The organism is Vibrio sp. C8 (genome assembly GCF_054051265.1).
The window spans coordinates 68,777-93,432 of record NZ_JBPAOE010000022.1 but is presented as its reverse complement, the minus strand read 5'-3'; the positions used below and the strand labels follow the sequence as shown (position 1 = coordinate 93,432).

Annotated in this window: 20 protein-coding genes and 2 pseudogenes; 13 read left to right on the top strand and 9 right to left on the bottom strand. The window is 41.1% G+C overall.

Translation table 11 applies throughout. From position 1 onward, the window contains the following. Positions 1-56: 56 nt before the first annotated feature. From ACRQQK_RS11750 to ACRQQK_RS11740, 3 genes are all read left to right on the top strand, one after another. Positions 57-1,943 (top strand): methyl-accepting chemotaxis protein, encoded by a 1,887-nt coding sequence (locus ACRQQK_RS11750; protein ID WP_457511616.1) that lies wholly within the window; start codon positions 57-59, stop codon positions 1,941-1,943. 383 nt (positions 1,944-2,326) lie between these two features. Continuing rightward, positions 2,327-2,587 (top strand): DUF5062 family protein, encoded by a 261-nt coding sequence (locus ACRQQK_RS11745; protein WP_167410567.1) that lies wholly within the window; start codon positions 2,327-2,329, stop codon positions 2,585-2,587. A gap of 281 nt (positions 2,588-2,868) precedes the next feature. Continuing rightward, positions 2,869-3,363 carry a YcxB family protein gene (locus tag ACRQQK_RS11740; RefSeq protein WP_457511614.1) on the top strand — a complete coding sequence of 165 codons (495 nt, stop codon included), beginning with the start codon at positions 2,869-2,871 and terminating at the stop codon, positions 3,361-3,363. 95 nt (positions 3,364-3,458) lie between these two features. Here ACRQQK_RS11740 and ACRQQK_RS11735 read toward each other — a convergent pair whose 3' ends face one another. Then, positions 3,459-3,797 (bottom strand): cytosolic protein, encoded by a 339-nt coding sequence (locus ACRQQK_RS11735; protein WP_457511612.1) that lies wholly within the window; start codon positions 3,795-3,797, stop codon positions 3,459-3,461. A gap of 321 nt (positions 3,798-4,118) precedes the next feature. Next, complete coding sequence (locus tag ACRQQK_RS11730; protein ID WP_457511610.1) at positions 4,119-4,715, bottom strand: TetR/AcrR family transcriptional regulator; 597 nt, start codon at positions 4,713-4,715, stop codon at positions 4,119-4,121. 126 nt (positions 4,716-4,841) lie between these two features. Here ACRQQK_RS11730 and fabF point away from each other — a divergent pair, with 126 nt between their 5' ends. Beyond that, the gene (gene fabF / locus ACRQQK_RS11725; protein WP_457511608.1) at positions 4,842-6,116 is read left to right on the top strand and encodes a beta-ketoacyl-ACP synthase II; all 1,275 of its coding nucleotides are present in this window, start codon (positions 4,842-4,844) and stop codon (positions 6,114-6,116) included. A 36-nt stretch (positions 6,117-6,152) separates the two neighbouring features. Further along, complete coding sequence (locus ACRQQK_RS11720) at positions 6,153-6,791, top strand: HD domain-containing protein (RefSeq protein ID WP_457511606.1); 639 nt, start codon at positions 6,153-6,155, stop codon at positions 6,789-6,791. A gap of 178 nt (positions 6,792-6,969) precedes the next feature. On the opposite strand, the gene ACRQQK_RS11715 is transcribed toward ACRQQK_RS11720, so the two are convergent. Then, positions 6,970-8,157, bottom strand: coding sequence for an MFS transporter (locus ACRQQK_RS11715; protein WP_457511604.1), 1,188 nt, complete (start codon positions 8,155-8,157; stop codon positions 6,970-6,972). Between the two features lie 191 nt (positions 8,158-8,348). On the opposite strand from ACRQQK_RS11715, the gene ACRQQK_RS11710 reads away from it, so the two are divergent. Further along, complete coding sequence (locus ACRQQK_RS11710; protein ID WP_457511602.1) at positions 8,349-9,230, top strand: LysR substrate-binding domain-containing protein; 882 nt, start codon at positions 8,349-8,351, stop codon at positions 9,228-9,230. 442 nt (positions 9,231-9,672) lie between these two features. Here the strand turns inward: ACRQQK_RS11710 and ACRQQK_RS11705 are convergent, their stop codons facing one another. Continuing rightward, positions 9,673-10,191 carry a cysteine hydrolase family protein gene (locus ACRQQK_RS11705; protein ID WP_457511600.1) on the bottom strand — a complete coding sequence of 173 codons (519 nt, stop codon included), beginning with the start codon at positions 10,189-10,191 and terminating at the stop codon, positions 9,673-9,675. A gap of 117 nt (positions 10,192-10,308) precedes the next feature. Here ACRQQK_RS11705 and ACRQQK_RS11700 point away from each other — a divergent pair, with 117 nt between their 5' ends. The 3 genes from ACRQQK_RS11700 (at position 10,309) to ACRQQK_RS11690 (ending at position 13,994) form a co-directional block, all read left to right on the top strand. Beyond that, a complete protein-coding gene (locus ACRQQK_RS11700; RefSeq protein WP_457511598.1) occupies positions 10,309-11,223 on the top strand; it encodes a GlxA family transcriptional regulator in 915 nt (304 codons plus the stop codon). Between the two features lie 512 nt (positions 11,224-11,735). Next, entirely contained in the window at positions 11,736-13,289 is a 1,554-nt protein-coding gene (locus ACRQQK_RS11695) for an arylsulfatase (protein ID WP_457511596.1), read from the top strand. A gap of 291 nt (positions 13,290-13,580) precedes the next feature. Next, on the top strand, positions 13,581-13,994 hold the full coding sequence (locus tag ACRQQK_RS11690; protein WP_457511594.1) for a VF530 family protein: 414 nt from the start codon (positions 13,581-13,583) through the stop codon (positions 13,992-13,994). A 148-nt stretch (positions 13,995-14,142) separates the two neighbouring features. Here ACRQQK_RS11690 and ACRQQK_RS11685 read toward each other — a convergent pair whose 3' ends face one another. Next, a complete protein-coding gene (locus ACRQQK_RS11685) occupies positions 14,143-15,393 on the bottom strand; it encodes a DEAD/DEAH box helicase (RefSeq protein ID WP_457511593.1) in 1,251 nt (416 codons plus the stop codon). A gap of 369 nt (positions 15,394-15,762) precedes the next feature. On the opposite strand from ACRQQK_RS11685, the gene ACRQQK_RS11680 reads away from it, so the two are divergent. Both ACRQQK_RS11680 and ACRQQK_RS11675 read left to right on the top strand, forming a co-directional pair. Further along, on the top strand, positions 15,763-16,131 hold the full coding sequence (locus ACRQQK_RS11680) for a RidA family protein (RefSeq protein WP_457511591.1): 369 nt from the start codon (positions 15,763-15,765) through the stop codon (positions 16,129-16,131). A gap of 467 nt (positions 16,132-16,598) precedes the next feature. Then, positions 16,599-19,361: a hypothetical protein gene (locus ACRQQK_RS11675; protein ID WP_457511589.1), complete on the top strand. Its 2,763-nt coding sequence runs from the start codon at positions 16,599-16,601 to the stop codon at positions 19,359-19,361. A 221-nt stretch (positions 19,362-19,582) separates the two neighbouring features. On the opposite strand, the pseudogene ACRQQK_RS11670 reads toward ACRQQK_RS11675, so the two are convergent. Next, positions 19,583-19,708, bottom strand: a pseudogene (locus ACRQQK_RS11670) (putative quorum-sensing-regulated virulence factor); the annotation flags it as partial. Between the two features lie 330 nt (positions 19,709-20,038). Between ACRQQK_RS11670 and ACRQQK_RS11665 the strand changes: the two are divergent. Then, positions 20,039-20,719: a hypothetical protein gene (locus ACRQQK_RS11665; RefSeq protein WP_457511588.1), complete on the top strand. Its 681-nt coding sequence runs from the start codon at positions 20,039-20,041 to the stop codon at positions 20,717-20,719. A 1-nt stretch (position 20,720) separates the two neighbouring features. Next, positions 20,721-21,755 (top strand): hypothetical protein, encoded by a 1,035-nt coding sequence (locus tag ACRQQK_RS11660; protein WP_457511586.1) that lies wholly within the window; start codon positions 20,721-20,723, stop codon positions 21,753-21,755. A 358-nt stretch (positions 21,756-22,113) separates the two neighbouring features. On the opposite strand, the gene ACRQQK_RS11655 is transcribed toward ACRQQK_RS11660, so the two are convergent. From ACRQQK_RS11655 to ACRQQK_RS11645, 3 genes and pseudogenes are all read right to left on the bottom strand, one after another. Then, positions 22,114-22,329, bottom strand: coding sequence for a DUF3820 family protein (locus tag ACRQQK_RS11655; protein WP_457511584.1), 216 nt, complete (start codon positions 22,327-22,329; stop codon positions 22,114-22,116). Between the two features lie 117 nt (positions 22,330-22,446). Then, the gene (locus ACRQQK_RS11650) at positions 22,447-24,129 is read right to left on the bottom strand and encodes a BatD family protein (RefSeq protein ID WP_457511582.1); all 1,683 of its coding nucleotides are present in this window, start codon (positions 24,127-24,129) and stop codon (positions 22,447-22,449) included. Between the two features lie 2 nt (positions 24,130-24,131). Next, positions 24,132-24,656 (bottom strand): annotated as a pseudogene (locus ACRQQK_RS11645) (hypothetical protein); the annotation flags it as partial.

The following is a 24,656-nucleotide window of genomic DNA, read 5'->3' as shown; positions in this document are numbered from 1 at the left end:
TGTTCGTTTATTTCTTAATAAAAATTGGAGATAAAGTCGATAAGGTTTAATTTCATATGTCTCTTACTAAGAAAATCTTAGTTATTTGCTGCGTTATTGTATCCATTTTTAGCCTAATACAAGCGAGTATTGCTATTAATCGAATTCAAGCACAAATAATGGATAATATTTCCATATCAAATAGCCTCTATGTAAGAAGAAATGCAGAAGCTATTGGAGAGTGGTTTGGTCAAAGAATGAATGTATTACAAGCTTTTTCCTCTGCACTAGACAGAATTGATGACACCTCTGTACTAATAGGTGAAATCGATACAGTAAGCCGTGCTGGAGAGTTTGGTTCGGTGTTGTTTAGTACACCGAATGGAGACACATACAGAGCTGAAGGCTTAAATACCAAGGATAATTATGATCCAACGATACGTCCTTGGTATAAGAATGCATTGTCGAGGGATACTGTATATCTTAGCCAGCCCTATATTGGTTCATCCAGTGGAAAACTCATTACCACAGTATCAAAAAAAATATTATCTGGTAACAAGTTGCGTGGTGTAGCGATGGCTTCTATTCCACTGGATAAAATTCACAATGACATCCTGAGTGTGAAGGTTCCGGGTGATGGTTTTTCTGTTTTGTTTTCTGAAGATGGCAAGATTATCGCGCATTCTAGTAAGTTTAAAGAAGATGAAATCTTTGCCTCTGTGAGAAACAATTCTTCTGTTACAACACTCATTGAGCAACAAGACAGCGAGCAGTTAATTCCGATATCTATCAATGGTATTGATTACTTGAGCACGATTTCATCAGTACCGAATACCAATTGGTCCTTGGTTATGATGAGTCAGAAATCATTATTGTTAGAGCCGGTTAAAGAGCTGTTAATATATCAGGCATTGGCAACAGTAGTTATTATTTTAGTATCTATCATTATGCTGACAATGATATTGAGATATTTGTTGTCAAACCTAAAAACAGTTGCAACTGAACTAGACAATATTGCTAGTGGGCAGGGTGATCTCACCGTATCTATCCACTCTAAAAGTAATGACGAAGTTGGAAAACTAGCAATTAGTTTCAATCTATTTGTCAAAAAAATGCACAGCTTAATATTTTCTATCAGCCAGCTTTCAGCAGAAGTTCAAGAGCAAGCGGAAATTATTTCTGATGCTTCCAATGAGAGACAAGCGATGATAGTCAATCAGCAGGCAGAGGTCATCATGGTTGCAAGCGCGATGACAGAAATGTCCGCAACAACAGATGATATTGCGGACAATGCTGAACACGCTGCGGAACGAATGCGTCAAATGACGGACGTTAGTCAAAACGCGAACGATTTAGTCTATAAAAGTCAGGCATCAATTAGCGAGCTGTTGGAAGAAGTTCAAAATGCTGGCTCCGTAGTTGATGCGCTGCATAAACAGGGGGAAAGAATTACCCTAATTGTTTCGGCAATAAATGAAATTGCAGAACAAACTAACCTATTGGCACTAAATGCTGCAATTGAAGCAGCTAGAGCTGGTGAACAGGGTAGAGGCTTTGCTGTAGTCGCGGATGAAGTAAGAAGCTTATCTTTGAAGACTCGAAATTCTACAGAAGAAATTAGTCAAATGATCAGTCAACTGCAGAATACCGCTATGAAAGCGGTTAATGGAATGAATCATTGCCATGACTTAGCAGAGCAAAGTGTGAAGAATACCAGTGACGCTGTGGACGTATTCTCTATCATTCGTAGCTCTGCTGTCGATATCAATAATATGTTTACTCATATTGCTACTGCAGCCGAACAGCAGGCTGCTGTTAGCCGTGAAATAAATGGTAACACCGAATTGATCAAGCAAATTTCAGATCAGTTAAATGAAGAAGCAAGCAAAGGTGCTGAACATTCAATCGTGTTAAATAGGTTTGCTCATGAACTGACAGAGCAAGTCCATAAATTCAAGATTTAGGTTGTCAGGCAATAGACGATTAATAGTCGTCTCCTCTAGACTGAATAACTCACTAGTCTTCGCTAATAATATTACTAGCGAAGACTTTGCGTTAAAAAGAAGGTGTATACCCTACAAGAAATAGCCTAGCACTACCCCCTGCGCGAAATCTCCCATTTACGCACGTTGAACAACAAACTACCTCTAAACCACGAAGCGTAACGTCACATACGAGCCTACTAATTAGGTGACTATTCAATTTTCGCTCCAATGGTATTGTTTTGTGTGCTTTTTAAGCACTTAATGGATGTTACAGCCTAAACTTATCAATATGAGAGTTTACTAACACGCCATTGGAGACACTTAATGTATTCTTAGTTGAAACTAAGAAGAGGCTTCTATCAATGTCACAAAAATCCATGCTTAAGAATGAAGACAAACTGGTTAAGAAGGCACTTGAGATAGGTGGGAAGATGGCAACACTGCAAGGTTTTGACCTTCCCAAGTCACCACAACCAGTAAGAGTAAAAGCGATTTACCTATTTTTGGTCGATGCCAAACAAATCACGCCATTACCTGACAGCAAGCTCGACGGCGCAAACATTAAACACAGACTTGCGCTTTGGATGCATAATGCATTACCAGATAACGACCCTCTAAAATAAAAACTATGTTGTCTGAAACAGGTGCTTAATAGAAATAAACAAACCATACACTCATCAAGTATCGAGCGTAACTCTAACTTATTTTCCGCATCCTCTGCGTACCAAGGGTTAGTATTGAGTTGTCTGTGTATCGCATACAGAGCGCCTAGCATCTTTTGGTATTATTGATTTACAAAACAGAATCAATATTGCTAAAGATAAGCTCTGAGACGCGATACAATGCTCGTGTTCCAAGATTGCAATTGGAATACCCATTCACAGAGACCTTAAAGTACCCATACATGTCTAAAGATTTCGATTTCACCACAGAATATACGCTCGATAAGCCTTTCTTTGCCGAGTGTTATGATCAAACTAGTCAGCCTGCTAAGTTCCCAAAAGCGTATCTGAAAGGAATACTCTTTCTTATTTTTGGCACGGTTCTATTAGAGTTTGAGTTGTTACCTAACGGTTATGTCGGCTGGTTCTTTATCGTATTGAGTGTTGTTGAAGCGTTCAGTGTTTACTGTAAGCGAACTTGGTGGTTATGGCGACAAACCATCAGCTCCAGTCGTGGCAACAAAGTAGTGTTTCAAGTCAACGCGAACGGTGTGAATTACAAAAGTGGTGAAATCGACCGCTACATTGCTTGGAGTGAAATTGACCAACTTGAACAAACCGATTTAGGATTCATACTTCATCTGGGTAAGCAGCGCCAATATGTCAGCAAATCTTGTTTAAATGAAGAAGTAATAGTATTCATGATTGAGCAGCACGCCGCCTCAAAAAAGAATTGACGTTATTGTGGCTAGTTATAAGTCCTAGTGTCGAAACACTTGCGGATGAAGGGCTAAGGATGCCAATTCTCCAATATCAAATGATTGAATAGATTTCAGCCCATTCGGGTAATAAAAGTTTGTTCGTCATTCACAAAAGCCACAAAGCCGCTGTGATAGATAAACACCCGACCATGCCCCTCAACTAGGCAGGCAAGTTGTGGGTTCAAATCTTCTTCGTTCTCTTGGCTTTGAAATGTTCCTGTATCAGTGATCACGCCTTGGAGTGGAGGCAAATATCCATAAGCACGCTTGGCTTGATCAAGCGGGTTTAATTCGCTGGCGGCAGAGAAGTAAGAGGGGATGGCACCCGCTTCTTCTATAAATATAGTTTTCAATTCTTCAAAAGCTGTAATCACCAGCCAGTCGATGCCATTAACATGATGAATAAACATAGAGTTTCTCGGTAATTCTGGTGCAGAGATTTTATCATTACCAGAGGTTAACGTAGTAGCGGTTTAGTTGCTGAAGGCGGTAATTCTATGTCATTTCCGTGCATTCACTAGGCCAACTTGAAACGCGTCTTTGCCAGAAGTTGCTTCTATCTCGGAAACGCCCTGAAATGTTTTAGGGTAAATACTCTGTATCAAAATCTCTGGTTGAACTTGTCATACTTGAACTAATGAAAAGGCTGATAGTGAGGGCTGCTCTTAAAGGATTCTCATTTATTCATGTTGTGATTGGTCGATGAGAACCAACATTCCACTTCGTGTTTGTTAGCTTTTTTTCTGAAGCATACTATCCAACCAGTTTAATAGCGTAACTTTCGAATTAATAAGCAATTCCTGTTGCAGGTTCGTATCAACCAAAGAGCGTGCAATTGAAACAGTACCAACCATACTGGCCACTAAATATTGAGCATATTCTTGAGCTTGTTCTTCCGTTATTGGGCTAACGAATGCTCGTGCGATTTTCTTAACCATCCGGTGGAATATATCCTCATAACTTTCCCTGACTATCTGTTCTCTGTGTGCAATATCCGAAGATAAAAATGCAAGTACACATGGCATTGTCTCCTGACGAATATGCGCAAGACTTAAATAACTGTCTATTAAAGATTTCAGTGCTGAAATACTCATTGCCTCTTCACTGACCATATTCAACAGCGAATGCTTTGCAGCATAACGAAGTGCTTCAGCATAGAGTGCAGTTTTTGATTTAAAGTGGGCGTAGAACCCTCCGTGTGTCATGTTCGCTGCTTTCATCACATCCGATAAACTAACGGTATCGAAACCATATCGGCAGAATAAATCAGCTGCTGATTTCAAAATCTTTTCGTGACTATTGGCTTTGTGTTCTGGTAAATACGGCATTGTTCCCTCTTGTCTATGTTGCTGAGATATCAAACACACTTGCAGAGGCGCTTAAATATTATGTTGATCATATATAAGGGTTAAATAGTATGTTCTACGATAGAGGCAAGTCAATGAAGAGGTTATATGATGAACAATAATCGCATTGTGGTTACAGGTATGGGTATTGTTTCTCCTCTGGGAATTGGAGTGGATAGTGTTTGGAACAAACTCATTAATTCGGAATCTGGGATTCGAAACTTACCTGATGAACTGAGACATATTAGTGCAACCAAGGTTGGTGGATTAGTTCCGGATATCACATCACAGAGCAATGGATTGGATGAAAGTAGAATCGTATCAACGAAAGAAAGTAAAAAGATTGATCGCTTTATTCTGTATGCGTTGGCTGCCGCACAGGAAGCGCTTAATCAGGCAAATTGGCACCCAGTAACAGAGCAAGATTGTATATCTACAGGCACGATCATCGCGACGGGAATTGGTGGATTACCATTTATGACTAAAGCTCAGGCAGCTATATTTACATCAGGAGTGAAGAAAATATCGCCGTTTACTATCCCTGGGTTTCTTGCGAATCTTGCCGCTGGAAATGTGTCTATCAGGTATGGATTTAAAGGTCCTATTGGTACGCCCGTAACCGCTTGTGCTGCTGGTATTCAGGCAATTGGTGATGCTATGAGGATAATCCGTACAGGAGAAGCGGATGTCGTACTTGCTGGTGGGGCCGAAGCCTGTATCGATCCATTGTCTCTAGGCGGGTTTAATGCATTGAAAGCTTTGTCAACCTATGCAGATGAGCCAGCTAAAGCATCTCGTCCTTTTGATGCGAATCGTAATGGGTTTGTGATGGGGGAAGGTGCTGGATTAATGGTACTGGAGTCGCTTGAACATGCGTTAAATCGTGGGGCAGTACCGTTAGTTGAAATTGCAGGGTACGGCACCAGTGCTGACGCACATCATATTACATCTGGTCCAGAGTCCGGAGAAGGGGCGGCTCGTGCTATGGTTCAAGCAATGTCTATGGCTAAGATAACGGCCAACGATATAGGCTATGTGAATGCACATGCGACGGCAACTCCTGTTGGTGATCGGGCTGAAATCGCTGCATTACGGAAAGTTTTTCAAGAATGCATTTCTAATGTGTCGATTTCTTCAACCAAATCAGCAACAGGCCATTTACTGGGGGCCGCCGGTGGTGTGGAAAGTATTTTTACAGCACAAGCCATTCGAACAGGGATCTTACCGCCTACTCTAAATTTGGAGAAGGTTGAGGTTGAGATGAGCGATTTAGATTTGATTCCGTTAACGTCAAAATCCAGAACGGTTGATTACGCGTTATGTAATGGGTTTGGATTTGGAGGCGTGAATGCGGCTGTTGTGTTAAAACGCTATATACCCTAAGCCAAATTTTGAACATATCCAAGGACGAAATGATTGATGTTGAATAAGCAAATGGAAGAAAAATTATTCAGTTTTATTCGTTTAGAAATGAACCAAGATCTCGCTCATGATATTGATCATGTATTGCGTGTAGTAAAGACAGCGAAATCCTTATGTTATAAAGAACGAGCTATTGAGGAAGTTGTTATTCCTGCAGCGTATTTACATGATTGTTTTTCATTTGAGAAAAATCATCCTGAACGGAGCCAAAGTTCAGTGATAGCGGCGGAAAAAGCAGTAAGCTTTCTGAAAAGTATTTCGTATCCTTCGATGTACATTGATGACATTGCTCATGCTATTGAAGCTCACAGCTACAGTGCGAGAATTGAAGCAAGAACTCTTGAAGCTAAAATAGTTCAAGACGCTGATAGATTGGATGCACTCGGTGCGATTGGTGTATCACGGTGCTTGCAAGTGAGCTCTAAATTAAATCGCCCCTTATATTCTAGTGAAGACTCTTTTTGCTCAAATCGAATGCCAGATGATGATCGATTCACCATTGATCATTTCTATAAGAAGCTACTCAAGTTAGAAGGTTCGATGAATACTCTATCAGCTCGAGAAGAAGCGAAAAGACGAACAGCGTTCATGCGAATGTATTTAACCCAATTAGAAAATGAGGTGTGTAGCGGTTGACTGGATGTGGTCATTTGATTGAAGGTTCGCAATACTTGAAATTATCCGTGAGATGTTAATTTAGCAGATTCACTGACGCGTTTTGTCCAAAACTTTCACAGATGGCACTTCGAAACTCAGAAGTGCCTCATATAGAATTAACTTATTTACTCAGTATCAGTCTTTGTCCTTAGCTGTTCTAATTTGCTAGCTGTGTCATCTGATTTGATGTCTGATTATCAAGGCGACCACTCATTCGGGTCAAAGCAAGTGCCGTGAGTACTATCAACGCACCAATCCATGGTGTATGCATCAACCCCATTTTCGACACAATCACGCCACCTCCCCAAGAACCAAAAGCAATACCAACGTTAAATGCCGCAATGTTTAGGCCAGATGCAACATCTACTGCATCAGGGGTGAATTTTTCAGCCAGTTTCACAACGTAGACTTGCAGACCAGGAACATTACCGAACGCAAAGGCACCCCAAACTAAAATCGTTGCTACAGCAGTGATAGGGTTTACAGCGGTAAAGTTAAATACCAAAAGAATAGTTGCTAGTCCTGCAAAGATGATAGTTAGAGCTTTAATCGGTCCTTTCTTATCGGCCATTTTTCCACCCCAAATATTTCCAATTGCCACAGATACACCGTATACCAACATAATCAAGCTGATTGCATTGGCGCTAAAGCCTGATTCTTGTTGCAAAATCGGAGCAAGGAAAGTGAAGGCAGTAAATGTACCCCCGTAACCCAGTGCTGTAATCGCATAAACCAGAAGTAGCCTTGGTTGAGTCAATACTTTCAACTGTGATAACAATTTAGCTGCGGCTGGTTGTTTTAGGTTGTTCGGTACTAAGAAAGCACTACCAATCAGCGCAATAAGTCCTAACAACGCAACGATTAGGAATGTCGATTGCCAACCAAACGTTTGACCGATGTAAGTTCCCAGTGGAACGCCTGTTACTAGCGCTACAGTTAATCCCGTAAACATTATCGCAATAGCACTTGCCGCTTTTTCTTTGGATACGAGACCAGTGGCGATCGTCGAGCCAATAGAAAAGAATACTCCGTGTGCTAAACCGGTCAGAATGCGAGCAACGATAAGGGTGTTATACCCAGGTGCTTGCCACGCCAACACGTTTCCAACCACAAACAGTGACATAACAGTAAGTAGTACGTGTTTACGGTTCCATTTGCCTGTAAGTGCGGTTAACACAGGTGCACCAATTGCGACACCAAGGGCATAAAGGCTCACCAGCAGTCCTGCCGATGGTAGTGAGACATTTAGGTCAGAAGCCATAGTAGGGATCAACCCCACGATCACAAACTCCGTCGTTCCAATAGCAAAGGCGCTGAGCGTCAATGCGAGAAGTGCTAATGGCATATTTTTTTACTCTCTTTATTTAGGCTTGAATATATACAACGCATACGTTCATCAACGTGTTGCGGTGCATTGACTTGATAAGGAGAGATTCTGCGCGGAAATGATATTGCAAAAAATAGAGTATTTAACAAATGATATTTGTTATAAATGCAACAATTAAACATGCACTGATATATAAATCGTAGGTAAGAATGCGCACAAAATCTGATGATTTAGAAATTCTACTTTCCGTCGTTGATACCGGCGGGTTTACTGCGGCAGCGGAAAGTTTAGATATACAGGTTGCCCGAGTGTCGCGAGCGGTTAGCAAAGTAGAAAGCCAGCTTGGCGTGACGATATTAAATCGAACTACCAGACGGATTGAACTAACGGATGAGGGACGTCAATTTGTAGATTCAGTGCGAGCAGGATTGATGCAGTTACAGCAAGCGGAAGAAGAAATTATTTCCCGCGGGGAATTACCCAAAGGGCGATTACGTGTTGATGCTGCCAGTCCGTTTGTGTTTCATCAGTTAGTACCATTGGTGAAACCGTTTAATCAGGCTTACCCTGACATTGAGTTGGAGCTGACTTCAAATGAAGGTTTTGTCGATTTGCTAGAAAAGAAAACAGATATCGCGATTCGTATTGGTGCACTAAATGACTCAACGTTACATGCAAGGCCGCTTGGTAGAAGCTTGCTCTACATTGTTGCTTCACCTGAATATTTGGCAAAGCGTGGCTTCCCTAATAAAAGTAGTGATTTAGTCCATCATGACACGATTGGGTTTTCAACCCCGAAAGCACTTAATGATTGGCCTCTTAAAGGATTTGTAAAACTTACCCCGACACTGAATTCAAGTAACGGTGAAACCGTCAGACAGCTCGCATTGATGGGAAATGGCATCGCTTGCCTGTCAGGATTTATGGTGAAAAAAGACATTGCGGAAGGGAGATTAGTGTCTTTGTTAGAAGGTGAGAAAATAAGTCATTCTGGCAGAGAGCAAGTGAACGCGGTGTATTACAAGTCTTCTTCCCTTGCCAAGCGAATCTCCGCTTTTATCGATTTCATTCAGCCCAAGCTAGAGCTGTAGTTTTTCAACGCGAGGTAAATCATCGCCTCAGTTAGGTTGTTCGTATGGTACGAGGGACAAGCATCTATCCATAAAAATTGTTGTCGCTATTAGTCGGTAATAATTCATCAAATAATCATCAATCACTTCATTTCGAGTCGAGATTGCTTATACCTGTTCTGCATTTTGTTTTGCCGAGTGTAAGCGCCGTTTTATTTATATTGATTGTCCGTGTTTGTTCTAAACCAGAGCGATTGGTGTTTCAGTGCCAGGTAGAGTTGGACTCGTTGAGCAAGTGCGCTTTGTGACTATCTTCTCTTTTCAAAGCAAATGAAAACTAACTGGGGCATTACTATGACGTGATTGTTTTAACTTGTTCGTGCCCCTATGAAGCTAAGATCTGAAGCTCACGAGTAAACAATACCAGTGAGCTTTCGATATATTTTTCTATGGTTCTTTGTTTTTACAGTACTTCGGAAAAGCTTAGTAGAGGTACGCGAGTTGATAGCGCATTTAAAGCAATGTTATGAATCATGCTATCAGTAGTCGTGCAGCAATCTTCAATAACTGAAACTTTATATTTTTCCGCTTTCTTTGATATAGCTGTATGTGTAACGCAATTTTGCGTCATCATCCCACATATCAGCAGTTCATCAATCGCTAACTCTTCCAGTGATTTATCTAAATGAGTTTGGTGAAAACTGTCTGCATGCTGCTTCTGAATAACTTCGGCATTAGGACATACGGCGATTATTTCCGGGTGGATATTCACACCGTCACTGCCTTTTGCAAAGAAAGGCGCGTTTCCTTTAGGGGCTGACGACACGTGTTGGATAAGAAATACCGGAACATCTTTTTGCTTGGCTTTAGCGATTAATTCTTTGATGTTTATCAGTGCTTTATCTGTGTTCCATAAAGGGAAGTTGCCTTCAGGGAAGTAATCGTTCTGTATATCGATCACAAGCAGTGCCTTTTTATTCATTTTCATCTCCAGTTGTTTTGACTTTAGGTTCAGAAAGATTATGAGCAACTTGCTGTACTCTTTTTAGAGGTTAAAATGACATAAAAAAGGTTAAAAACGACAAGTTCGGAGGCAGTTGTGACCAAAATATCCGTTGGAATTTGTGAGTACCCTTCAGCGTTGAAGTCTGCGGTTTATGGTCTTGAAGAAATGTTCTTACTCGCGAACCGAGTTTGTCGCGAGCAGGGTATTGATGTCATATTTGAGCCAATCATTGTTCAGAAAACTGACCAGATAGAGGATAGTTTTACAATTGTTTTATTACCGCCTGCCTCGATAGGCGATTATTACCTAGCGCCTGAACGAGATTTTATTGAGTGGCTTAAGGAGCAGTATGCCAACGGGGCAGTTCTATCATCGGCTTGTGCAGGGGTATTTGTTCTAGCCGTAACTCGCTTAATTAACACAAGAGAAGTGACGACCCATTGGGCGTTGGCAGAGACATTTGGCCGAATGTTTCCGGATATTCCTCTAAACAGCAATAAGATATTGATCGATCACGGAGACATAGTTACGGCTGGCGGGATGATGTCGTGGCTGGACCTCGGCTTTGAGTTGGTCGCTAGATATACGTCCCCTAGGGTTGTGCGTCAACTTGGCAAAATACTGGTTATCGATACCTCACAAAGAGAGCAGAGTTATTATAAGCAATTTAAGCCGTCGTTCGCTCATGGTGATTCCGCGATCGTCTCGGCTCAACAAATAATGCATCAGAGTTTTGCGGAATCGTTGTCCATTAATCAGCTAGCTAAGCAGTTAAACCTTACTGAACGCACAATGCAAAGGCGATTTCTAAAGGCTACGGGTTATAACCCGAATCAGTATTTACAGCGTCTAAGAGTTCAGCGTGCATGTGACTACCTAGAAAGTACACAGCATTCGTTTGAATGGATAGCCAATCAGGTGGGTTACGAAGATATCAGCGCCTGCCGCAAGGTTTTCATCAATACTGTGGGGTTAACTCCACGAGAGTTTCGAAAGCGATTTTCCTAATGCTGGTGGAATCGAATGTGCGTTGTTGCTCGCTCAAGAGTTATGGCGCTTCTCTTTTGTCATAACTTGAATTAATTTAGTTAGTGTTAACTTATGAGTCTGTTTGTATATTAGGTGGCGGGACAGCATTTGTCTTGCTTCGAATAGCTTATCTAAAAACAATGGCTCCTTAGCTCTTGAGTGATAAACAATATCAAACCGTTGGTTATGAAAAGGGAGCACTTTGCGAATCTTCAAAAATTTCTCGAAAGCTTTCGCTCTAATTCAGGGTCAATAATTAACGGTCATACAAACGGGCTATAGTTAACAGTACGTTAGGTTTTTAGATTTTCTACAATGCTTCAAAATAACAATGTCTGATTGGTCTATCATTATCTCAGTAAGGATTGTGTTTTGAACATTTTAAACTTGTTAAATGTTAAGCCACATATCGAACTATCTAACGTTCAAATCGATAAGGTCCCAAAACATATATCTTTTAAGATAAGTAAAATTCAATAAGGTACTTATTAATGAAAAAAACATTACTAGCAACGGCTTTGTTGGCTTCAATGAGTCTCGCTCCTGCGGTCAAGGCCGCAGAAGCAAAGCAGCCCAATATATTAATCATTTTCCCCGATGATGTTGGTTGGACTAACGTCAGTGCTTATGGGCGAGGGATTATTGGTTATCAAACTCCAAATATCGACCGACTAGCGAACGAAGGGATTATGTTCACTGAGCATTACGCACAGCCTTCAAGTACTGCTGGCCGAGCCGCTCTTATCACTGGCCAATATCCAATTCGTAGCGGTATGACTACCGTTGGACGACCTGGTGCAAAACTTGGACTCAATGAGAAAACGCCAACACTAGCTGAAGTCCTAAAAGACCTTGGTTATCGTAGTGGTCAGTTTGGTAAAAACCACCTTGGGGATCGCAATGAGCACTTGCCTACAGTGCATGGCTTCGATGAGTTCTTCGGCAACCTTTATCATCTAAATACTGAAGAAGAACCTGAGCAATATGATTACCCTAAAGATCCTGCGTTTAAGGAGAAGTATGGTACTCGTGGCGTATTGCATTGTTATGCTACCGACAAGGCCGATAAAACTGATGATCCGCGCTTTGGCGTAATGGGTAAGCAGAAGTGTGAAGATACTGGTCCATTAACGACTAAACGCATGGAAACTGTGGATGATGAATTCATTGCTGCGGCAGAGAATTTCATGCAACAAAGCAAAGACAACAACAAGCCGTTCTTTGTTTGGTTGAATACGAGTCGTATGCACATGTTTACTCACCTCAGAGAATCTCGTCGTTACTTAGCGGCCGACTCAAATACCGAGCATGATGCATACGGTAGTGGGATGATTGAACATGACATGCAAGTAGGTGAGCTATTAGACTCAATGGAGAAAATGGGCGTACTTGATAACACGATTATTGTTTACTCCACAGACAATGGCCCAGAACACAGCGCTAAAACACACGGTGGTACAACGCCATTCCGTGGTGAGAAAATGACCACGTATGAAGGTGGTGTTCGAGTTCCTATGATTGTCCGCTGGCCGGGGCATATCCCAGCAGGTGAAGTCAGAACCGGCATTCAGTCACATATGGATATCTTTACTACCTTAGCGGCAGCGGCTGGTGAGCCTGATGTACGTGAAAAAATGCTGAAAAAGCGTAAACAATACATTGATGGTGTAAACAATCTGGATTATTGGGAAGGTAAAACAGAAGATAGCTCTCGAGATAACTTTATCTATTACTACGAGTCCAGCATCAAAGCAATACGTTATAAACAGTGGAAGCTGAACTTTGAAACCAGCGAAAACTACTATGAACCGTATGTAAAACAAAAATTCCCAATTATTTACAACTTGCATATGGACCCATTTGAATCTTTCAGTTCAACGCTCGATCGTTCACAAGCTCTACAGCGTAAGCAGTGGTTAAACGAACCTGTACAAGAGCTGCTGATGGAGCATATCAAGTCACTACAAGAATATCCGCCTGTGCAGAAAGCTGACACACACGACTTTAGTGAGCTGATTACTGAGCTACAAAAGGGAAGAGAATAACGAAACTTTTGGGAGCCTATTCAAACGTGAATAGGCTTCATTTTTCACGTTAGATAAGCCGGAGTGATTTAAGTATAGTAATTTGAAAAATTAGGCTATTAAATCATGGCGTTACCAACTTAAAGGTAAATCTCTAACCTTTGAATCATAAGAGCATCATAAACCCTACATTCGTTTTAAGGTTTATCCAACTGTCCAACCCTTCTATTCAAGCCATCGCAGCCTAACTATAGATATCTCTGCTCGATATACTTTGTTAAACTCCGACCTTTAATGAGTAAGGCGCCTAAAATGATGACTGACGAAGAGAGAATCGAACTGCAACAAAACAACCCGCTGCACGGGTTAAAGCTAGAGACTATGTTGCAAGAGTTGGTGGATTTTTATGGCTGGGACATTCTAGATACAGCCATGCGTTTTAATTGCTTTAATACCAAGCCTTCGATTGCAAGTAGTGTTAAGTATTTAAAGAAAACCGACTGGGCGAGAGAAAAGTTAGAAAACTTTTACCTTTATCGCTTTAAGCGCATGCCACGCGCAAGCGAAGAAGAGTTCAATTTACCACCGAGAGCTCGTACTTTCCCTCATGGTCTTGAACCTAAAGAGCCGATGCCGTTAACTGTCGAGTCTATTCTCAACTCACAAGCTAAAGCTGCATCTGAATTTAAAAAACGCTCACCTCGCGGACGTCCGACACGTCGCTAGTACGTATTCTTGGAAAGCAATAGAGCCCGGCTGAAGGTTTCAGCAAGGCTCTATTGCTTTTTGAATAAGTCATTGGTAGCGAGTAACCAGATTGGTTTATTTTCGTCCAAGAAATTTTCGCAATTAAACTAATTTGTGGTTTTGTCTTCTATTGATTACGCGCTTTCTTGTTTTTACCCGTACCTGCTGGCTTTGCCCGTGGCTTCATTGGTAAAAAGTATGCTTCACTTTGATCGTCTTTCACTTCAAAGCCCTCGACCTGCTCGCGTTCAAGCTGGAACTTATTTTTCTTTTCTATCACTTTAAAATGGTGGTAGTCATCGTAATCGATAAGAGACAGGCCCAGACCCACTTCGCCAGCACGGCCACTACGTCCGATACGATGCATATAGTCAGCAGGACTACGCGGAAGATCGAAGTTAATCACTACTGGCAGTTTTTCAATATCAAGACCACGTGCTGCTATATCGGTAGCAATAAGAACTTGTATTTCACCAGACCTAAATCCATCAAGAACGCGAGTACGCGCACCTTGCCCTTTATCACCATGGAAAACCTCAGCGGTTATCCCTCGTTTTGACAGTTTTTGAGCTAAGTGGTTACAGGCATTCTTAGCATTCACAAAGATTAAAGTCTGTCGCCATTGATGCTGTTTGATTAGATGTGCGAGTACCGCAGTCTTCTCACCTTTATTAACACTAAACACGCGCTGTACCAAAGTGCTAGCTTCTGCACTCTGTAGCTGAACTTCAACAGGATCGTTAAGTAAGTGCTGAGCCAACGTGGTGACTTGGTCAGGAAAGGTCGCCGAAAATAGCAGTGTCTGTTTCTTCTCTGGAAGTAATCTAAGAATCTTATTCAGTTCGTCGGTAAATCCCAAGCTCAACATACGGTCGGCTTCATCAAGCACGAGCGTTTTCACTTGGTCCAACTTAATCGCGTTACTCGATACCAGATCAAGTAGTCGTCCTGGCGTTGCAACAATGATGTCACTACCACCACGCAGGGCTAGCATTTGAGGGTTCACTGATACACCACCAAATACGGCGACCGTTTTGATTTTATCTCTAAGATGATATGAGTAGGATTTAACGCTGTAAGCCACCTGCGATGCCAGTTCACGTGTCGGAACTAAAATCAGGTGAGAAACAAAGTTGCCACGGCGATTATTTGAATCATCGTGCTGAAGAACCTTTTGCAGAATTGGTAGTGAGAAAGCAGCCGTTTTACCTGAGCCTGTATTGGCCCCGCCTACCATATCCCGCCCATCAAGCACATGAGGGATGGCATGAGATTGAATAGGTGTTGGTTGGCTATATTCTAACGCTTCTAGTCTCTCGACTAATGTTGGAATCAGACCAAGGTCGGCAAATGTTGTATGCGGCGTTTTATCTGTCATTACAGTGAGTGGCTCAGTACTAGGTAAAGGCCGTGTATCTTATGCTATTTAGCGCGAGGATGTTAGTGATAATAAACCAACTAGATTATTGACTGTCGCAACGGAACGCCGGTAATCCCTATCAGAAAATAGCCTAGCTATTGCAAGTGGAAGATTGCGTAATACCTCTGCGCGGAATCTCCCATTAATAGGCTACGTCCAACTCACATTATCTACTTAAGCAACAGGGGGTAAATGAATCATGGAACCCATGCATTGACAGATTTCTTTCTATACCAAAATGATTATTTTTTATACAGAAATCACGAAGCTTAATAATCCACAGGATTATACTACGGCTTGTTTTAGTTGATTTGGAGGAGCCTTAGTATGCGAGGCATTAAACGTGGCGATGTAAATGAAGAATGGGCACATTCAGGCTATGTTGTGGCTGGAGACTTTATGTATCTTGGTTACTGTGTTGGGAATGTTGGAAAAACTATAGAAGAGCAAATAAACGGTGCCTTTGATGATATGGAAAGGAAACTCGAAATGGAGGGAATCACGCTTGACCATGTAGTTAAAATAGACGTGCTCTTTAGGGATGTTTGGGACATTCCACTACTTGAGAAAGTAATCAAAGCGCGGTTTAAAAATGGTTATCCCGCAAGAAAAACTATCTCAACAGATTTCGCTCATATAGGTGGTAAGGACGGGTTGCATGTGCAAATTGATGGTGTCGCGTATATAGGGAACTGATCCATCTTCGTTTCAGCCAGTTCTGGCTGAAACATCTCCGTCCGATTTCTTCTTAAAATATCTTTTAGCATTGCTTCGTTGACCAAATGTTAGTAACGCCACAAAGTACTCTGAACTAGCAGTACTGGATTGCGTTGTTCTTCCAAAAATAAAACTTGCTTGTTTAACTATTAAGTCATCTTAAAATTAACATTTTGTTTTTATTGACTTTATTTTGTTATTAATTTTAATAACTGTGTCTTTTGTGATTCATATCACGATGGGCTGTAAGTAATTTTCTACTTCAGCTTCGTTAGCTAAGCTATCCCCATTCACATGAAAGCAACCTTGAAAAAATTCGCAGTAATGCCTTTAGAATTCTTGGGTTTTTGTCAGACGCGGCTGAACGAGAAATACCTTATCAATAATCATCAGATTCAATTTGTGAATGTTCAGATAGCAATAAATTCAACAAAGAAGCTAACTCTATGAATAAAAAGATCATACCACTCGGTTTAGTATTAACGACTAGCCTATCGAGTTTCACCTTTGCCGCTCCTTTAGTCACACAAAATGAATCAGGTGTTGCACAAGATCAGGGTTACTATACTCAAGATGTGCGTAACACCCGCATCATTTTTACTGAGCAAAACAAGACTTATGCCGAACATGCAGCTGCCGTTGAACGTATTTTGCAGCCCGAATATGAGCTACATTATGGTTATCAGATGGACTCTCAACTCAACGTTGGGTTAATGTCATCTTATAACCAAATTGCCAATGGTTTTTCGAGCCAATCACCACTTAACCGTCAGATTAACTATATGGGTGGCGCTCAATTACCTGACTACTTTTCTTCGACAAATTGGTTAGACACCTTGCTGTTCCACGAAACCGCTCATGACTACCAAATGAACAGCAAGAACAACAAAGTGTCGCAAACAATGTATGCTTTATTTAGAAATGGCTCTTTTGGTCCTTTAGGTTTGATTCCAGCAGTACAACCTAATGCTTACACATCTCGCTTTATGCTAGAAGGGAATGCGGTATTAAATGAATCTTGGCATGGTCAAGGTGGACGCTTATACAGTGGTCGTTACCGAGCAATGACGCACATTCATGCCAAAGCAGGTTATCTCACACCTGAACGTTTATACAATGACACGCTGTTTTTCCCTTTTGGTGAAAGCGCGTATGTGTTCGGCTCACAATATCACTATTATTTAGCCGAAACTTTTGGCCTTGAAACCGCTAACAAATTTTTCCAAAATCGTTCTAAACATTGGTACTGGCCATTCTTAGTCAATCAACCAATGCGTGATACCGTGGGTGAATCTTTTGATGACACATTCAAAGCTTGGGTAGAAAAAACTACCCAAGAAGCTGAACAGATGAATATTGCTCAAGGTGAGGTCATCGCCCGTTCTAAGTATTATGGTGAGCTTAATACTCAGCAAGGCCGTATTATCTTCCTAACTAATCCTGATGCCGTCCGTGCGCCACTCCTCACTGAGTATGATTTAGCCAGCGGCGAAGTATCACAGCAACGCACCAGTTTAGATATGGGTAAGGTCTACCGCCTCGAAGGTGAAGACTATACTGTTTCAGGTCGCCGCACTTCAGTATGGCGTACCACTCAAGGCTTATTTGATGATGATGCTTTAATTAAAGATGGCAGCGAAGGTCATGTCTACCAAGGAGAGTTAACGGATGGTCGTGAAGTTTATTTCAAAACCACCGAATCTTTCGTTCAACCACAACTGTATGTGGGTGATGAGTTCTACGCCGCCGTCAACTCTTCTGTATTAGTAAAAAATGACAACCTGTATTACTTCATCCAAAAAGGCAATAACCGCACTTTATATCGCAACAAAGAAGCGATTTTAACCCTACCTGCGTTCTACAGTATTGTGAAAGATGTCGATAGCCAAGGCCGAGTCTATTTCATTGCTAATACTGAGTTTGGTAGCTCATTATTCCGCACACAAAATGGCAAAATTGAGCAAGTACTTGATGCCGATAACGTGGTTGATGCTCGTTTAATTGATGACAACAAAGTGATTGCCACTGCAATTTCGGCTGATGATTACTACTACACCCGTCTACCAATCAGTGTGTCGGATAATCAGCCATACCAGTTAAAGTTAATTTGGGATGATGAAGGTGGGCTAGCAGAGCAACAACAACAAATGCTTGCTAACCTTGAACCTGAACCATTAGGTACTGATACCGACTATGGTTGGTTTAATAATATTCGTTATAGCAGCGGTGAATTTAGCTTAAGTGCAGTAACCGAAACGGATGATCAAGGTGAAGACACTACCAAATTACGTTACAACGCCAGCTTTGAATTTACCGATCCATTACACCGTACCATCTACAATATGTGGGCCATGAATGACGATGAATACAGTGACTTAATCGGTGCTGGTTTTAGTAACAACCAATATTTTTTACTGGTAGGCGTACGTGGCTATTATGTACTAAATGACAATTACACTGACCCTGCTATCAACCAAGATCAAACTCGTGATTATGGTGTGGCCGCCCAATTACGCTTACCATTTATTCAAACTGGTTTCTGGAATGCTGAAGTCGCCAGTAACTATTACCAAGATTACAAATTAGACGAACGTGAACCATTATCGGTACAGTTAGATATTTCACGAACAGAACATTATGGTCAAAGCTGGTTATACAATAAACAAGCCGCTCTATCCTTATATGGTGTGCAAGATCGTGAAGACCAAACCAGTGGTGCATCTTTAGCATTAGGTACCGACTTACCAGCAGAGTTCTACATCAACCTTGCGGCAAAATACTCGACGAGTGACAGCAGTAATGTCGGCGCAACAGAACGTCGTGGCGTCGAATTGCTTTCAAGCAGTAATTTCATCAACAACGACCCAAGTAACTTCTTAATGACAGCATTAATTGATGATGCCTATGCAGAAGATGTCGCAATGGGCGAGGTGAGCTTATCCAAAGTGGTTGACTTCTCAGCTTATGGATTTAAGTTCCCACTCTCTGTGCGCCGAGAAAGAATCGACCTTACTTATCGCAGGTATGAAATTGGTCAACTCAATACCATTGGTGATATTAGTATCAACCAAGCGGTGGTAGGACTGCATTTTGATACCCGAGTACTGAACGTCTTGCCTATCGGTCTCTACACTGAATACGTACGCACTACAGAAACCTCACTAACAGATAAAGATCATTTCCAAGTCGGCCTAGAGTTCGGCTTATAACTAACACCCCCCTCAACTAAAAGGCTAGCATCAAGTTTGACGCTAGCCTTTTTATAACTCAACCATCCCACCTTTTATCAAGACGCCCACGGTTAAGTATTCTCTAGTAATGTTCTGGGGCTATGGTGAAAGACCTTTCGAATCATCAAACTTCTATTGTGTTGATATCGATAGTTACAGCATTATCAATTTTTATCGAATCAGAGTATTACCCCGAGAAATTACATCCGCTTCAACGGCTTGACTACACTATCTAACCCTTCAATTTTTAGAGCTAAGCAGAGTTGGAGTAGTTGACCTAGCTCACCGGGCGGCCAGCCTTTTTTGTCAAACCAAAAAATAACAAATTTCTTCGGGACGCTTCTTTCATTTAATCACTGTAACTTGTTTGTGCCCCAAAGCAATTTAACGCAATTACTCAGTGGTAGATTGTGTCGCTGGAGTCACGGTACTTTTCCTTATAGCTGGCTGTGAAGAAACGGGGCTTAGCTCTCCCTATTTCTTTCTGTGTGCACCATATCAAATCTGGTTATTATTTTCATAACGATTCCCTGTACTGATTGGTCTAATCACTGTGGGGGAATTAAACTCATAGCACTCGGAAAAGCAACTGATTGATTAGTTTACAAAAATTTGAGATATTAAACAGATTGATATGAATCTAATGAGATACAGAAATGGCAATTGAAGAAAGCAATTTATTTTATAACTCCTTTGAATTTGTTGTCGAACATGCAGATGTGATATTTAGCGGAATTGGTGTTGCTGCATTAGGTGGTGTTTATACAATATCTCGAGGTAAAAAAAACACCCCGAATAGCGATAATAATAGTGAGAACTCGATAACAAATAATATAAATATTGGTCTAACCTCTCAAGATAAAGAAGATAAAGAAGATAAAGAAGATAAAGAAGATAAAGAAGATAGAGAGGAAAAGGAATCTCTTTCAACGCCCTTGTCAGATAGTAGAGTTAGAGAAATAAAGAATAACACTAAAATTCTTTTTATTGATGATGATACTCGATTTAAAGTGGTTAAAATATTAAACAAGTCTGGGTGGGTTAACTCTAAGTTAGTCAAGGATATAGATAGCCTTGATTGCCACGATGTGCTTGAGTCAGATATAATTTTTGTCGATGTACAAGGTGTTGGCGTTGAGTTGAACTTCAAAGAAGAAGGACTTGGATTAGCATCTGCACTAAAAGACAAATACCCGCAAAAGAAAATAATAATTTACTCTGCGGAACAGAAAGGGGATAGGTTCCATGAGGCCTTGCGAAAGGTTGACGACTTTTTAGCTAAAGATGTAGATCCTTATCAGTTTACCTCTTTAGTTGAGAAGTTTGCGGGAGTGTAATATGAGTTTTCAATACAAAATTCTTGATAAGCAAGGCAAGACTATTATTAATAAGTTACCTGATAAATATCATTATTTAATAGAGTTAACGGTTGATTCAGGAACTAGTAAGAAAGAGAATTTATTCGGTTCAAATATCAGGTATGTAAAAATAAGTAATGGTAAATATACCATTTTTGCGTTAACTACTAAAACTCAATATATAAAAAGCAGTAGAAAGTTTAACACTGAAGTACAACTAATTTTGGATTGTATGGATGATGCAATTAAATTCAGGTCGGACTTTATAAAAAATACCCATGAACATACTAATCGATTAATTCACAACCTTGTTACGTTAAATGCACATAATATGCAAGAGGTTTATTCGATAATACCACAAGAAGTTCTAGCTGATAAAAGAAATAAACAATGGAAAAAAGTTATCACCGAGCACGTTCAAGAAGACTTATCTGAAGCTGCATTATCTTTAGTTAGAATAGCAAAGAATAGCCTTAAAATGAAAACTGAGATCTCTGTTTATGATTCTCTAAGAAACGGTAAAGTGAGCTTAGAACAAAAGAATCATCATATTCATAGAGTTTTGATGAATTTATTTTATGTTTTTTTTCCTGACTTTACTGATAAAAATGTATTAGTAAACGTTGAAAGAACAACTTTGCAATCTGTTTTTGATTACGAAACAGTAACCGTTGCCTTGTACTATATACTTGATAATATTGTGAAGTATATAAAACCCAATTCAGAACTTACGGTCTCAATAGATAAAGAACCGTTTTCACCAAAAATAACGATAACCTTTGATATGCTCAGTATTAAAGTGGATGAATCGGAGTTGGAAAAAATATTTGAAGAAGGGGTTTCAGGTCATCATGCGACTCGCTGTGGAAAAGCAGGACAAGGGATTGGTATGGGCCGAGCTCGCGAATTACTTAAAATTAATAATATGGACATACATTTTGAGCCAGTTAAAGATACCGAATTAAACCAACTTCACTACTGCTATCAGCGCAATTTAGTAAAAGTAATACTTTAATATTCCAATGATAAACCAGCCAAACCTCGAATAAATCCTTATATGGTAATTTTCATGAAAAGGGTGTGAATGATATTTTTGAGTCAGAAGTGGTTTAGAGCAGATTAAAGAACCTCAATACTTACATGAAACATTTTATGTAAGTATCGGTGTCAAATGCTATGTTTGGTTCCGTTACGTGTAAATCAGCCACCTTGATAAAAGGTGGCTGCTTGGGGTTGGGGATACCAAAAGTTATCCGAAAGATAGAATCCGAACTAAGCCCCCTAAATTGCTTCTGTCCAAAAATAAGTCAGAACATAACGTTCTGACACATCTAAGGTAAAATCGATTGGCTGATTTAGTACCACCCTGAAACTCACATCCGCTTCAACGGCTTAACAACGCTATCTAACCCTTCAATTTTCAGTGCCAGACAGAGTTGAAGCAGTTGACCTAGCTCACCGGGCGGCCAGCCTTTTTTGTCAAACCACAACAGGTATTCTTCAGGTAGATCAATCAGTACTCGGCCTGCGTATTTGCCAAAGGGCATTTGAATGCGGGCAAGCTTGATGAGGTTTTCTTTTTCTAACATGAATGGATCGCCGATCTATTGCGTTATTTTTGAGTATTGTGCCATCTTTTAATGGCACATTGATCTTTTTCTTTCGATGGTCAGCCACCTTTAGTCAAGATTGCCGAAGCTCCTAGATTAGAGTTTAGCGAGGGTTTCGGGTTTAACTTTACTGCGCTTTGCCTGCTGTTTTTGAATACGTTCAACTAGCTTTTCAAGTTCGTCCGTTTTGATCTCTTGAGGCGTCGAAGAATAGAGAGCCTGATTGATGTCATTAAGCGCTTTATTGATCGCTACCTGTTCTTGCTCTTCTAGTACTACGGTGTTTAGCCAAGCTTTTATCGCTGTACTCATAGCAATACCATCAACCTTGCCAGACAAGGCATTTTTGACAGCTTGATATTCGCTTGAGCTTGTTGTTTCTGTAGAGGTTGATTGGTTTGGCACTGATGATTTAAAACGCCATGCAAGCACACCTGTGATCACCCAAAGTACCGCGAACAATGCGGTTAAATAAGGCCAGAAGCCCGCATCTTTAACAGTGACGGTTTCCACTTTTGTTGTGGGTTGGACAGGAGTAGGTGCCGCAACCAGTGGGGTATCATTTTGTTTAACGTTTAAGGTAAGCCCTGAAACTTTACTCGCTTGTTGTTGTTTTGCTGTGGTGTTCCACCAATCCACAGTTATTTCAGGCAAAGCAATATCGCCACTTTGACGTGGAATAAGCACCTGTTTCACTGCCATCACAACGTCTCCGTTATCCAGCGTTGTGAATTGAGGTTTCTCATCGTAAATACTTAGCGAAGTAGGGTAGCTGAGCTTAATATTTGGCAACTGTTCTTGGGTTAGTCCCGCAACTTGCAGATTCACTTCGCGGGTGATGGATTCGCCAACCTGAGTTTTGTAGCTGTCGCCAGAAATCGCATTTCCCTGACTGTCCGTCCATTTTTGAGTCAGGCTCAACTTACTCGTAGGGAGCCAGATACCCTGATAGTTTGACGGTTTAGGATTGACGGTAATCGAGTATGTCTTCGCTTTAGTTTCAATAGGAACCAGTCGGGTGCCACCGCTGTAGTTGCTACCGTAGACAATGGTGCCTTTGAAAACTGGCTCATTGAGTTGATAAGTCCCAGCTTCTTTTGCAGTGATACGAAAATCCTGATCGACGACAGTCACTTCTACGCCGTCTAACACCGTTTGATACTGATTGGCTTCACTGGCAGCGTTAAGTTCAAGCCCTTCAACGGCTGGTGGAGCGACGGTTGGATTTTGCAAACGACGTGGGTCTGCTTTGATGATTAATCGAGCTTTCAGCAATGCGCTTTCATTGGGATAGAGTTCGGTTGTTGATAGTTGAGTTTGCACTTCAACCAGATCATTCACCTCTGGCGCTTGTTCGTCTTGCGCTACCTGAATTGCGATTGGCTGAGTTTTTTGTCCGTTGAGTTCAAAGCTCGGAATCGTAACAATACCTATATGCGTGGCTGCGAGTGAAATCGTCCATTCGCTTTTGTTACTGCGCGTACCGTTAATGATATTGATTGATGAACCAAAACTCGGGCGCCCCAGCAGGAAATCACTGCTTAATACGGTGAAATCAATATCGTCTGATGAGGCTTTTTGATCACTTACTACTCGTAGCTGAAAAACTTCGTTTTTAACGACTTTGTTCTTACTGACACTGGCATAAAAGGATGCCGCTTGAACGGAAAAACTATTCAAACTAAGAGCAGCAATAGCTAAGAATAGAGTAAGTCGTCCTAAGCGAGAGATGTATGCAAATCGCGGGGAATTAGCGAATGGAGAATGTAATACGTTCATCATTACCACTTTTTACCATCAGTTTGTGGAGGCTGTTTACTGTTAGCCTGAAGAATCAATTGAGCTCGCAGTAACTGACTTGGGTCGCGAGCGCTTTCAACTTTTTCCAACTTTCTTAATTCAGGATCGATATTTTCAGTTGTACTTGATGTGGCAACTGTCGTTTCTTCATCTGGCTGCGAATCCTGCTCTGGTTTTTCATCTTGTTTACCGCCTTGGGCGTTGGCTTGAGCATCGGTCTGTTGATTGGATTCTTTTCCTCGATTTGCATTTTTGTTTGCATCTTGGTTGTCTTGTGCAGAATCCTTACTTTGTTGGCCTTGTGACTTATCGTCTTGAGAGTTTGCTTGCGACTGTTGCGGATCGTTTTGTTGTGGCGACTGTGAATCCTGCTGCTGTGATTCGTTGTTTTGTGATTGACCAGAATCCGATCCTGATTGAGACTGCTGTTGCTGTTGCTGTTGCTGTTGCTGTTGCTGTTGCTGTTGCTGTTGCTGTTGCTGTTGCTGTTGCTGTTGCTGTTGCTG

Coding starts and splice junctions, on each gene's coding strand:
- ACRQQK_RS11750 (WP_457511616.1), top strand. CDS start 57: ATGTCTCTTACTAAGAAAATCTTAGTTATTTGCTGCGTTATTGTATCC.
- ACRQQK_RS11745 (WP_167410567.1), top strand. CDS start 2,327: ATGTCACAAAAATCCATGCTTAAGAATGAAGACAAACTGGTTAAGAAG.
- ACRQQK_RS11740 (WP_457511614.1), top strand. CDS start 2,869: ATGTCTAAAGATTTCGATTTCACCACAGAATATACGCTCGATAAGCCT.
- ACRQQK_RS11735 (WP_457511612.1), bottom strand. CDS start 3,797: ATGTTTATTCATCATGTTAATGGCATCGACTGGCTGGTGATTACAGCT.
- ACRQQK_RS11730 (WP_457511610.1), bottom strand. CDS start 4,715: ATGCCGTATTTACCAGAACACAAAGCCAATAGTCACGAAAAGATTTTG.
- fabF (WP_457511608.1), top strand. CDS start 4,842: ATGATGAACAATAATCGCATTGTGGTTACAGGTATGGGTATTGTTTCT.
- ACRQQK_RS11720 (WP_457511606.1), top strand. CDS start 6,153: ATGTTGAATAAGCAAATGGAAGAAAAATTATTCAGTTTTATTCGTTTA.
- ACRQQK_RS11715 (WP_457511604.1), bottom strand. CDS start 8,157: ATGCCATTAGCACTTCTCGCATTGACGCTCAGCGCCTTTGCTATTGGA.
- ACRQQK_RS11710 (WP_457511602.1), top strand. CDS start 8,349: ATGCGCACAAAATCTGATGATTTAGAAATTCTACTTTCCGTCGTTGAT.
- ACRQQK_RS11705 (WP_457511600.1), bottom strand. CDS start 10,191: ATGAATAAAAAGGCACTGCTTGTGATCGATATACAGAACGATTACTTC.
- ACRQQK_RS11695 (WP_457511596.1), top strand. CDS start 11,736: ATGAAAAAAACATTACTAGCAACGGCTTTGTTGGCTTCAATGAGTCTC.
- ACRQQK_RS11690 (WP_457511594.1), top strand. CDS start 13,581: ATGATGACTGACGAAGAGAGAATCGAACTGCAACAAAACAACCCGCTG.
- ACRQQK_RS11685 (WP_457511593.1), bottom strand. CDS start 15,393: ATGACAGATAAAACGCCGCATACAACATTTGCCGACCTTGGTCTGATT.
- ACRQQK_RS11680 (WP_457511591.1), top strand. CDS start 15,763: ATGCGAGGCATTAAACGTGGCGATGTAAATGAAGAATGGGCACATTCA.
- ACRQQK_RS11675 (WP_457511589.1), top strand. CDS start 16,599: ATGAATAAAAAGATCATACCACTCGGTTTAGTATTAACGACTAGCCTA.
- ACRQQK_RS11665 (WP_457511588.1), top strand. CDS start 20,039: ATGGCAATTGAAGAAAGCAATTTATTTTATAACTCCTTTGAATTTGTT.
- ACRQQK_RS11660 (WP_457511586.1), top strand. CDS start 20,721: ATGAGTTTTCAATACAAAATTCTTGATAAGCAAGGCAAGACTATTATT.
- ACRQQK_RS11655 (WP_457511584.1), bottom strand. CDS start 22,329: ATGTTAGAAAAAGAAAACCTCATCAAGCTTGCCCGCATTCAAATGCCC.
- ACRQQK_RS11650 (WP_457511582.1), bottom strand. CDS start 24,129: ATGAACGTATTACATTCTCCATTCGCTAATTCCCCGCGATTTGCATAC.